Below are 10,916 nucleotides of genomic sequence, written 5' to 3' on the forward strand. Positions count from 1 at the left end.
CGCGAAGGCGGTGTGTCAGTCAATTTGATTTAGACTGACACACCGCCTTCGCGAGCAAGCCCGCTCCCACAATGGAAATTTGCCTAGACTGAAGCCATCGCCGGACTCGCCCCGCTTCGGGGCCGCTTAGGGATATCGACCATGCAATGGATGTTCATGTTGATCGGGCTGGTGCTCGGCGGACTGCTCGACGAGTCGTTCACCGCCGCGCTGCTGGGTGCGCTGCTGGGCCTGGTCGTCGGCCAGACGTTACGTATTGCACGCCTTGGCACCCAGGCGGCGGAGCAACAGCGCCAACTTGAGCAGGTGCGAGAGGCGTTGCAGGGCGTGGCCCAGCGCCTGTTTGTACTGGAGGGTTCGCCCACGCACGCGGCGGCACCGCCCAGCGTGGCACCTGAAGCCGAGCCAATCGCCGAATCCGTCGAGGTGGCCGATCAGGCCGCAGCCCCAGTCTCTGAGCTGATCTGGGAACTGCCGCCGGAACTCGAACCGATCACCACTGCTGCCCGCGAGACCAGCCAGCCGTTGCCGGCCGATGTCTGGCGCGCCGAGCCGGCGCCTGTTGAACCACCACAAAAACCTGCCGAACCGCGTGGCCCGAACCTGATCGAGCGCGGCATCAACGCCGCGCGCAACTGGTTGTTCGGTGGCAACACGGTGCTGCGCGTCGGCGTCGTGCTGTTGTTCTTCGGCCTGGCCTTTCTGTTGCGTTATGCCACTGAAGGTATGGTCGTGCCGATCGAGTTGCGGTACGCCGGGGTCGCTGCGGCGGCGCTCGGCTTGCTCGCGCTGGGCTGGTGGCTGCGCCGGCGCAACAGCAACTACGCGTTGATGCTGCAGGGCACCGGCATCGCGGTGCTGTACCTGACGGTGTTCGCAGCGATGCGTTTGCATCCATTGCTCGACCCTTCGGCAGCGCTGGGATTGCTGGTGGCAGTGACGGTGTGCTCGGCGATTCTGGCGATTACCCAAGATGCGCCGGGGCTTGCGGCGGCGGCAGCATTGGGCGGCTTCGCTGCGCCGATCCTGACCTCGACCGGCGCCGGCAACCATGTCGCGCTGTTCAGTTATTTCGCCCTGCTCAACGCCGGCATTCTCGCGATCGCCTGGTTCAAGGCCTGGCGCCTGCTGAATCTGATCGGTTTCGTTGGCACCTTCGGCATCGGTTTCGCCTGGGGACTGCGCGCGTATGCGCCGCAATTGCTGTGGAGCACCGAGCCATTTCTGCTGCTGTTTTTCCTCATGTACCTGGCCATCGGGCTGCTGTTTGCCCGGCGCAAGTTGCTCGACATGCCAGACGCGCCGGCGGATAGCGACCGCGAGGCGCTGCTGCACTGGTCGGCGCGCAAGGGCGATTATGTCGACGGCACAATGCTCTTTGGTCCGCCGATCGTGGGTTTCGGTTTGCAGTTCGCGTTGGTGCAGCACCTGGAGTTCGCGGCAGCCTTCAGTGCGTTGGCCTTGGGCATGATTTACATGGCGCTGGCCAAAGTGCTGATGGGTGGACGCGCGGTGTTGCTGGGGGAAACCTGTCTGGCGCTCGGGGTGATCTTCGCCAGTCTGGCGATTCCATTGGGGCTCGATGCGCGCTGGACCTCGGCGGCGTGGGCCGTCGAAGGCGCAGGGATTTTCTGGCTCGGCTTGCGCCAACAGCGGCCATTCGCCCGGGTCTTTGCCTTGTTGCTGCAACTGGGTTCGGCGCTGGCGTTTCTCAGCCAATTACGTGCCGGCGAAAGCAGCCTGCTCGACGGTGCGCCGCTGGGCGCGTTGATGCTCGGCATGGCATTGCTGTTCAGCTTCGTTCAACTGCGCAAGGCCGCGCCAGAGCAGGCATCGCTGTGGGAGCGCCAGGGCTTGCCGGTGCTCGCGTGTCTGGGGCTGACCTTCCTGTATCTGCTGGCACCGCTGTTCTTCTTTATTCAGGGCACGGCAATCAGTTGGGCGCTGGCCGGATTGGTGACGCTGTTGGTCGGCCTGCGCATTCAATCGCGCACGTTCCTGTTCACCGCGTTCGGCGTGCAATTGCTTGGCGGGGCGCTGTTCCTGTTGCGCCTGCAAGGGGCAGGCGAGGATTCGAGCGCCGTGTTCAGCGCCGGCTGGAGCGGTTTGCTCAGTGCTTCGTTGATCGGTCTGGCGTTGATCGCCGGCATGTTGCTGGCGGCTCGCGATGACATGGTGCGCGGCGATGTGCGACTGCTGCGCGGTCTGTCGGTGGTGCTGCTGGCGGGGTTGGTGCTGATCAATCTGGCGGTGCTGTTCGTGCTGCCGTGGCAGACCGCGAGTGCGGTGTGGGCCGCCAGTGGCGTGCTGATTATCTGGCTGAGCCTGTACCTGCAGCAGCGGGTCAGTTTTGTTTTCGGTTTGCTGTTACAGGTGATCGGCGGCGCGGCGTTCTTGCTCGCCGGTCCGCAATGGCTTGGGCCATTGTCGAGCGAAGGATTGAAACCGTTAGCCCATGGTGGCTTCTGGACGCCGCTGGTACTGGGGCTGGCGGCGATGATCGGTGCGTGGCGCTTGCAACTGGGCAAGCATGCCACGGCGTTCGATGCGTTGAGTTTGCAGCGCTTGTCGGCCGTGTTGCTGGTGTGGGGGGGTGGCTGGTGGACGCTGGCGTGGCTCAGCGAAATCTTGCGTTTTGCCCCCGCGAATCTGCAAGGCCCGTGGTTGCTGCTGGCCGCGGCGCTCAGTGTGGCGTTGTGGACGCTGTTGTCGCTGCGCCTGAAATGGCCGGCGCTGGGTCTGCTTTGCACCGCGCTGATTCCGGCCGCGGCACTGGTCTTGCTCGGCGCCTGGCATGCGCGCTATCACCCGGCGGCCGACTTCGGCTGGCTGGCGTGGACGGCGGTATTCGCGGTGCATTTCTTCAGCCTGCGACGGCTGGCGCCGATGTTGCCGGCCCGGGTCTTGAGCGCGGCGCATGTACTCGGCTGCTGGCTGTTGATAGGCGTGCTGGCGCTGGAGTTGCGTTATGGCCTGCTGCTGTTGTCCGAGCAATACAACGCCTGGCGCTGGCTGGGCTGGGCGATTCTGCCAAGTGTGTATCTGCTGCTGATGGCCGCACCGCGCAATGGGCCGTGGCCGGTCGCCACGTTTACCCGCGAGTACCGCTTGTACGCTGCCGCGCCGCTGGCGGTGTTGATGCTGGCGTGGTTCTGGCTGGCCAACAGCGTCAGCGATGGCAATGCCGAACCGCTGCCTTATGTGCCGCTGCTCAATCCGCTGGAGCTGGGTCTGTTGTTCGCCTTGTTCGGCGTGTATGTCTGGTCGCGTCGTGCGGTGGTGCAATGGGCGATCCGTCAGGATTACGCCGATCATGCTACGCAATTGATCGCCGGGGTTTCGCTGTTCGCCTTCTGTACCGCAATGGTGACCCGTGCCGCGCACCATTGGGCGGCGATCCCTTTCGAGCTGGATCAGCTGCTCGCCTCGATGCTGGTGCAGGCCGGGTTGTCCATCGTCTGGACGCTGATGGCGCTGGGGCTGATGATCGGCGGGCATCTGCGCCATCGCCGCGAAGTGTGGCTGATCGGCGCGGCGCTGATTGCGCTGGTGGTGGCGAAACTGGTTTTTGTCGAACTGAGCAACCGTGGCGGCCTCGCCCGGATCGTTTCGTTTATTGGCGTCGGCGTGTTGCTGTTGGTGGTGGGCTACTTCGCACCGCTGCCGCCCAAGCGTGTTGAAGCTGAACCGGTGGCGGACAAGCCCGCGCCGGAAACCGAAGGAGTTGTATCTTGAGTCGCATGCTGAATCTGGGTTGGTTGGCGTTGGGCGTGGTGATGCTGGCCGGCGCCCAGGAAAAACCGGCGGACTTCGCCACGCAGGTGCCGCTGGCAACCAGCGGTAACGGCCCGTGGTATCGCCTCGACCTGCCGTTGAGCGTGCAGTTGCAGGCGCGCCAGACCGATCTCAGCGACTTGCGGGTGTTCAACGCCGCCGGCGAAGCGCAGGCCTACGCCCTGGCTCGCGAATCGGCGCAGACCCGCGACGACGGCAAGCTGCACGAAGTGAAGTGGTTCCCGCTGTACAACGCCGCCGACGCCAGCGAGCGCGCGCCGAACGTGCGCGTGCAATCGACGACCAGCGGCACGCTGGTCGAAGTGCAGCCATCCTCGCAACTGGAGGCAGGCGAAGAGGTGTTGCGGGGCTGGCTGCTGGATGCCAGCGCAATCAAGGCGCCACTGCAGCAGTTGGTCCTCGACTGGACCAGTGAGCGCGACGGCTTCCAGCGGTTCAGCATTGAGGCCAGTGACGATTTGCAGCACTGGCAGCCGTGGGGTGAGGGGCAAGTGGCGCGGTTGACCTTCTCTGATGAGCGGATCGAACAACACGAAGTGGCCTTGCCGGGGCAGTCCGCGCGCTATTTGCGCCTGTTGTGGGATTCACCGAATTCGGCGCCGACCCTCACCTCGGCGCAATTGAAAAGCAGCGATCCGCGCAACGTCCCGCTACCGCTGGTCTGGTCGCAGGAAGTGGCCGGCAGCAGCACCAGGGCCGGGGAATACATCTGGCAATTGCCGATGGGGCTGAACGTCGAACGGGTGCAGGTTGAGATCCGGCAGTCGAACAGTCTGGCACCGGTGACACTGGCCGGCCGCCGCGAAAGCAGCCTGCCGTGGCAGACCTTGAACAGCGGTTTGCTCTATCGCCTGACGCAGAACGCTCAGGACGTGGTGCAGAACGAATTGCAGCTCTACGGGCAGACCGTGCAGCAGTTGAAGCTGACCGTGGATGAGCGCGGCGGCGGTCTGGGTGAACAGGCGCCGAACCTGAAATATGCGGTGCGGGCGACGCAGGTGATTTTCCTCGCGCGTGGCGATGGACCTTACAGCCTGGCGGTGGGTAATCCCCGCGTGAAAACGGCGAATCTGCCGCTGGCGACGCTGATTCCGGATTTCAAACCAGAGAAACTGGCGACTTTGGGCAAGGCGACGGCGCAGAGCGAAGCCGTGCTCACACAGACCTCGACGGCGACGACGGCTGCGGTGGCCGAGACCAACTGGAAGAAGATCGGGTTGTGGGCGGTGCTGCTGCTCAGTGTGGTATTTCTCGGGGCGATGGCGTTCAGCCTGTTGCGCAAGCCTCCTGCCAATACCTGAGCATGGCCTGCGCTGCGCGCCATTCGCGAGCAGGCTCACTCCTACAGTGGCCTGCATTTCTTCAGGTGGAAAACGGTCCCTGTAGGAGTGAGCCTGCTCGCGATAGCGATCTACCTACCAACAAAAGACCAAAACTGTCGCATCACTCGCCCCCCCGCCGCCTCGTTTCGAACTACGCTAAACCCGCTACCTGAACTCTCCACCGACAATCACGTCTCATACAGGCAAATACACCCAGGCGCACGTTAGCCGGCGTCTTCGCTCGCTAGGTTTTCAGACTCCCTGTAAACTGCGCGGGTTTTTAGCCCCCCATTCCACCGGAGCCGTCCATGTCCCGCGTTACCTTGAGTCGCTATTTGATTGAGCAGACCCGCAGCAACAACACTCCTGCCGATCTGCGCTTCCTGATCGAAGTGGTGGCGCGTGCCTGCAAGGAAATCAGCCACGCCGTGTCCAAAGGCGCCCTGGGTGGTGTTCTGGGCAGCATGGGCACCGAAAACGTACAAGGCGAAGTGCAGAAGAAACTCGACGTGCTGTCGAACGAAATCCTGCTCGAAGCCAACGAGTGGGGCGGTCACCTGGCCGGCATGGCGTCCGAAGAAATGGACAATGCCTATCAGATCCCTGGCAAATACCCGAAGGGCGCCTACCTGCTGGTATTCGACCCGCTGGACGGTTCGTCGAACATCGACATCAACGCTCCGGTCGGCACCATCTTCTCGGTACTGCGTTGCCCTAACGAATACCTGAGCCAGAACGAGCCGCTGAACGAAAAAGCTTTCCTGCAGCCAGGCACTCAGCAAGTGGCTGCCGGTTACGCGATCTACGGCCCGCAGACCATGTTGGTACTGACCCTGGGCGACGGCGTCAAAGGCTTCACCCTGGACCGCGAAATGGGCAGCTTCGTGCTGACCCACGAAGACATCACCATTCCTGAAACCACTCAGGAATTTGCGATCAACATGTCCAACCAGCGCCACTGGGAAGCCCCGGTGCAGCGCTACGTCGGCGAGTTGCTGGCCGGTGAAGAAGGCCCGCTGAAAAAGAACTACAACATGCGCTGGGTCGCGGCGATGGTCGCTGACGTCCACCGCATCCTGACCCGTGGCGGTCTGTTCATGTACCCGCGCGACAGCCGCGAGCCGTCCAAGCCGGGCAAGCTGCGCCTGATGTACGAAGCCAACCCGATGTCGTTCCTCGTCGAACAAGCGGGCGGCGCCTCCACCGACGGTCACCAGCGCATCCTCGACATCCAGCCGGAAGGCCTGCACCAGCGCGTCGCGGTGTTCCTCGGCTCGAAAGAAGAAGTCGCACGGGCCACGGCCTACCACAAGGAATAAACCATGCACGCGCCCTGGCAGCCGTTGCTCGATTGGTGGTTCGGACACGCCGAATCGCCGAATGACGTAGCGGCTGAAAAGGGCAAGTTGTGGTTTGGCAAGCGAGACAGCCAGGACCTCGAAGCGCGTGAGCGGTTCGGGGTCTTTGTCGATCAGGCCCTGGCCGGCGAATTGACCGAGTGGACGCAACGTCCCGAAGGTTGGCTGGCGCTGGTGCTGTTGCTTGATCAACTGCCGCGCATGATCTATCGCGACACACCGAAAGCGTTTTCCGGTGATCTGCTTGCGCAGAAGCTTGTCGCTCAGGGCATCGCGGCGGATTTCGATCGGCAACTGAAGCCGATTCAGCGCGTGTTCATTTACCTGGTGTTCGAGCACTGCGAAAACCTTGCGGTGCAGAACGAAGCGGTTTCCAGGTTCATGGCGCTGGTGGCTGAACAGCCGGAAGAAGAGCGAGCGGTGTTCGCTGACAATCTGGATTACGCCGAGCGGCATCAGAAGGTGATTGCCCGGTTTGGAAGGTTTCCGCATCGCAATGCGGTATTGGGGCGGGAGTCTACGGTGGAGGAGTTGGAGTTTCTTTCGCAGCCTGGCTCGCGTTTCTAACTCAAGGATTGCCTTGTAACAATCGCTTCATCAGGAGTGCAGGTAAGCTTTTTCGAGTGTCGACAACGATGTGGATGTAGACATTTTTTTCCCGCACCTCATAAATCACCCGATTCATTCCCGAAACTATTTGCCGGTACTGGCCGAGGTTGAGCTTTTCGATTTCTTCCGGAATTGATCCGGAAAAAGGCGAGTCAGCCAAGCCGTTAATGGCAGTCTTGAGGTCGGCGCAGGTGATTTGCCAGATTGCATTTGAAAATTGTCTGATGAGATAGGTGCGCAGTTCTTTGAGATCGGTTTGGGCTGACTGGAGAATGACGACCCTTAACTTCATTGCAGATCGGCCTTGTCCAGTTCCGAGAATACCCTCTCGGCGTCATCGAATTTGCCTTCCTCGATTTCCCGATTGCCCATTGCCAGTAATTTCAGCAAGGCCATCGTGTCTTCCTGTTCTTCAAAGCTTTTAACGTCCATGACCACGAGCTTGGCTTCGCCGTTTTGTGTGATCACCAGTGGCTCGCGGCTTTCTGTGATCGTTTTGACAATCTCCGCCGTATGACTTTTCAGATAACTGATAGGTTTGATTTGTGCTGAAAGCTTCATGGAATTAGCCCGCCAAGTGGAGTCGGACTGAGTTTAGTCTTAATTCAGTCCGGCGTCAGTGCGAGCTGATCAGTGTATTCGATGTTGAGGTGTGCCCATTGAGGCCGCCTTCGCGAGCAAGCCCGCGAAGAGGCCAGTGCCAGCAACCTAGATCCTGAAGCTGCCCACCAACTGCTTCAGACGCGCCGCCTGTTGTTCCAGGTCCGAACATGCGCGCAACGTTGCCTGCAAGTTCTCCACACCTTCCTGATTGAGGGTATTGATCTCGTTGATATCGACGTTGATCGACTCGACCACTGCGGTCTGCTCTTCGGTCGCGGTGGCCACCGACTGGTTCATGCCGTCGATTTCGCCGATGCGCTGGGTCACGCTGCCCAGACGCTCACCCGCCTGGTTGGCGATGCCGACGCTGCTTTCGCTCTCGCGCTGGCTCTCGGTCATGATGGTTACGGCCTGACGGGCGCCGACCTGCAATTCCTCAATCATCTTCTGCACTTGCTGCGCCGAATCCTGGGTGCGGTGCGCCAGATTGCGCACTTCATCGGCAACCACGGCAAAACCGCGCCCGGCTTCACCCGCGCGCGCAGCTTCGATCGCGGCGTTGAGCGCCAGCAGGTTGGTCTGTTGGGAAATGCTGGTGATCACTTCGAGAATCTGGCCGATGTTCACCGTGTTGCTGTTGAGGGTTTCGATGTTGCCGCAGGAATCGCTGATCTTCGCCGACAGTTGTTGCATGGCCTGGATGGTTTTATCCACCACCTGCTGACCGTCAACCGCCAGGCTGCGCGCGTCGCTGGAATGCTGCGAGGCGAGTGCCGCGTTCTGAGCGATTTCCTGGGCTGCGGCGCCGAGCTGATTGATCGCCGCGGCGACGCTGTTGGTGCGGCTGGCTTGCTGGTCGGAGTTGTACATTGACGAGTTCGAAGCAGCGACGACGCGCAGGGCGACTTCGTTGACCTGACCGGTGGCCGAGGACACTTCGCGGATCGAGGTGTGGATGCGCTCGACGAAGCGGTTGAACGACGTGCCCAGCGCGCCGAATTCATCGTTGCCGTGAATCACCAGACGCTTGGTCAGGTCGCCTTCACCTTCAGCGATGTCTTGCATGGCACGGCCCATGGTCAGCAGCGGTTGCATCAGGACCCGAATCAACAGGCTGAGCAGGGCGATGATGATCAGCACGGCGATGGCCATGGCGATCAGTGCCGACGTGCGGAACTCGCTGAGCATCGAGAACGCGGTGTCTTTATCCAGCGCCAGTGCCACGTACCAGTCGGCCGACGGCACGCCGTTGATGCGGGTGAAGGAAACCAGTTGAATCTTGCCGTCGAATTCGACTTCCTTGAGGCCCGGGCTGACTTGCGGCGCACCGTTCGGATAGGCCTCGGCGAGCGTCTTGAGCACCAATTTGCTGTCCGGGTGGATCAGGATTTTGCCGTCGGCGCTGACAATGAACGCATGGCCGTGGCCGTCGAAATTCAGCGAGTTGATGATCGCGCTGACGCTGCTCAGGTCGATGTCGGCACCGGCGACGCCGAGCATCTGACCCTGGCGCTGCACCGGCGTGGCGACCGTAATCACCAGTTTTCCCGAGGAGGCGGCAATGTAGGGTTCGGTGACGATGGTCTGTTGTGCGCTGTTGGCTGCCTTGTACCAGCCGCGGGCGCGCGGATCGTAGTCCGGCGCACGGTTACCGGCCGGCACCGAGAACATTACGCCGTCCGCGCCGCCAAAATAGCTGAGCTGGAAATTGCCGGTGTAGGCGGGCAGGTCAATGATGCGTTTCAGGCTGGCGGGCGCGTTGCCGTCCACTGCCACTTGCTGGGACAACGATTGCAGCAACTGAATGCGGCTGTCCAGCCAGGTCTGGATGTTGCTGGACGTCAGGCTGCCCAGTTCCTGCATCGTCGAATCGGTGCTGCTGCCCAAGGCTTCGCGTTGACGATAGTCGTTGAACAAAATGAAACAGGCGAACGCAACGGCCACCACAAGGGCGGCAGCCAGCAGAATCTTGTGGCTGAATTTCATGTTTCTGGTCATTGAGTGAACTACCGCGAAGGGACTGGTCAAGAAAGCGCGGCAATTTGCCATATCCGGCGGCTGTGCGCTGCTCTTATTTCGACCGCGCCGCGCCAAAGATTAGGCGGCTACGACGAAAGTCGACGAAATGCTCGACAGCGTCACGAAGTTTTTGATTTGCCGAAAAAAGCCAGACGGGCGGGCAAATAAATAGCCGTCCGCCCACGGAACCAGATGAGGGTTTTCTCTTCTAAGCTTCTGGTTGGCACCATGCCATCCCCCCTCGTTCCAGGAGTTACACCATGTCGCTGCGATCTCTCGCCCTGCTGTCGTTTTGCGTGCTGTTGGCCGCATGCAGCAAGGTCAATCAGGAAAACTACTCGAAGCTCTCGGCCGGCATGGCCAAGTCAGACGTGGAGACCCTCCTCGGCAAACCGACTGATTGCTCGGGCGCGCTCGGTATGTCCAGCTGCACCTGGGGCGACCAGAAAAGCTTTATCAGCGTGCAGTATGCTGGTGACAAAGTGTTGATGTTTTCCGGCCAAGGCCTGAAGTAAACCGGGGCTTCGCGCCCACGGAGAAGAAAAATGAAGCGGTTATTGCTGATCCTTTTTGCCGGCCTGGTACTGGCCGGCTGCGCCACTTCCGGCGTGGACCCGTTGGCGCCGAAGACCGTCGACAGCGTCAATCTGAAACGTTACCAAGGGACCTGGTACGAGCTGGCGCGTCTGCCCATGTATTTCCAGCGCCATTGCGCACAATCCGAAGCGCATTACACGCTCAAGCCTGACGGCAACATCGGTGTACTCAATCGCTGCCTGACGCCGGACTGGCAGTGGGAAGAGGCCAAAGGCACGGCTTATCCACAAGTCCCGGGCAAGACCGACAAGCTTTGGGTCGAATTCGATAACTGGTTTTCGCGCCTGATTCCCGGTGTGGCGAAGGGCGAATACTGGGTGCTGTACGTCAGCGACGATTACAAGACTGCGATTGTCGGCGACCCGAGCCGCAAGTACATGTGGCTGTTGTCACGCACACCGACCGTCAATGGCGTAATCCGTGAAGAGTTGCTGAGCAAGGCACGTCAGCAGGGCTACGACACCACGCGACTGATCTGGCGGGCGTCGGATCGGCAGATGGCCAAAACGTCCCATTAAGCCGCGATACACATCAAATGTGGGAGCGGGCTTGCTCGCGAAGAGGGCGTGTCAGTCAACGGATTTGGCGACTGACCCACCGCTTTCGCGAGCAA

At 61.1% G+C, this 10,916-nt stretch carries 9 protein-coding genes; 6 read left to right on the top strand and 3 right to left on the bottom strand.

Annotated features, from left to right (window positions below; translation table 11 throughout):
• Positions 1-141: 141 nt before the first annotated feature.
• The 4 genes from HU765_RS26260 (at position 142) to HU765_RS26275 (ending at position 7,042) form a co-directional block, all read left to right on the top strand.
• Entirely contained in the window at positions 142-3,735 is a 3,594-nt protein-coding gene (locus HU765_RS26260) for a DUF2339 domain-containing protein (protein ID WP_186623995.1), read from the top strand.
• Positions 3,732-5,096, top strand: a complete 1,365-nt coding sequence (locus HU765_RS26265) for a DUF3999 domain-containing protein (protein ID WP_186623998.1) — start codon at positions 3,732-3,734, stop codon at positions 5,094-5,096. The genes HU765_RS26260 and HU765_RS26265 overlap by 4 nt, the downstream gene beginning before the upstream one ends.
• Positions 5,097-5,425: 329 nt before the next feature.
• A complete protein-coding gene (locus HU765_RS26270) occupies positions 5,426-6,436 on the top strand; it encodes a class 1 fructose-bisphosphatase (RefSeq protein WP_039756611.1) in 1,011 nt (336 codons plus the stop codon).
• 3 nt (positions 6,437-6,439) lie between these two features.
• The gene (locus HU765_RS26275) at positions 6,440-7,042 is read left to right on the top strand and encodes a DUF924 family protein (protein ID WP_186624000.1); all 603 of its coding nucleotides are present in this window, start codon (positions 6,440-6,442) and stop codon (positions 7,040-7,042) included.
• Between the two features lies 1 nt (position 7,043).
• On the opposite strand, the gene HU765_RS26280 is transcribed toward HU765_RS26275, so the two are convergent.
• The 3 genes from HU765_RS26280 to HU765_RS26290 form a co-directional block, all read right to left on the bottom strand.
• The gene (locus HU765_RS26280) at positions 7,044-7,376 is read right to left on the bottom strand and encodes a type II toxin-antitoxin system RelE/ParE family toxin (protein WP_186624003.1); all 333 of its coding nucleotides are present in this window, start codon (positions 7,374-7,376) and stop codon (positions 7,044-7,046) included.
• Positions 7,373-7,645 carry a type II toxin-antitoxin system Phd/YefM family antitoxin gene (locus tag HU765_RS26285; RefSeq protein ID WP_186624005.1) on the bottom strand — a complete coding sequence of 91 codons (273 nt, stop codon included), beginning with the start codon at positions 7,643-7,645 and terminating at the stop codon, positions 7,373-7,375. Before HU765_RS26285 ends, HU765_RS26280 begins: the two co-directional genes overlap by 4 nt.
• A gap of 147 nt (positions 7,646-7,792) precedes the next feature.
• On the bottom strand, positions 7,793-9,685 hold the full coding sequence (locus tag HU765_RS26290) for a methyl-accepting chemotaxis protein (RefSeq protein ID WP_202883680.1): 1,893 nt from the start codon (positions 9,683-9,685) through the stop codon (positions 7,793-7,795).
• Positions 9,686-9,966: 281 nt separating this feature from the next.
• Between HU765_RS26290 and HU765_RS26295 the strand changes: the two genes are divergently transcribed.
• Both HU765_RS26295 and HU765_RS26300 read left to right on the top strand, forming a co-directional pair.
• Positions 9,967-10,221, top strand: a complete 255-nt coding sequence (locus tag HU765_RS26295; protein WP_186552118.1) for a hypothetical protein — start codon at positions 9,967-9,969, stop codon at positions 10,219-10,221.
• Between the two features lie 30 nt (positions 10,222-10,251).
• Positions 10,252-10,821 carry a lipocalin family protein gene (locus HU765_RS26300; RefSeq protein WP_186624008.1) on the top strand — a complete coding sequence of 190 codons (570 nt, stop codon included), beginning with the start codon at positions 10,252-10,254 and terminating at the stop codon, positions 10,819-10,821.
• Positions 10,822-10,916: the final 95 nt, after the last annotated feature.

This window comes from Pseudomonas sp. SWRI81, from assembly GCF_014268545.1.
Classification (GTDB): Bacteria; Pseudomonadota; Gammaproteobacteria; order Pseudomonadales; family Pseudomonadaceae; genus Aquipseudomonas; species Aquipseudomonas hamedanensis.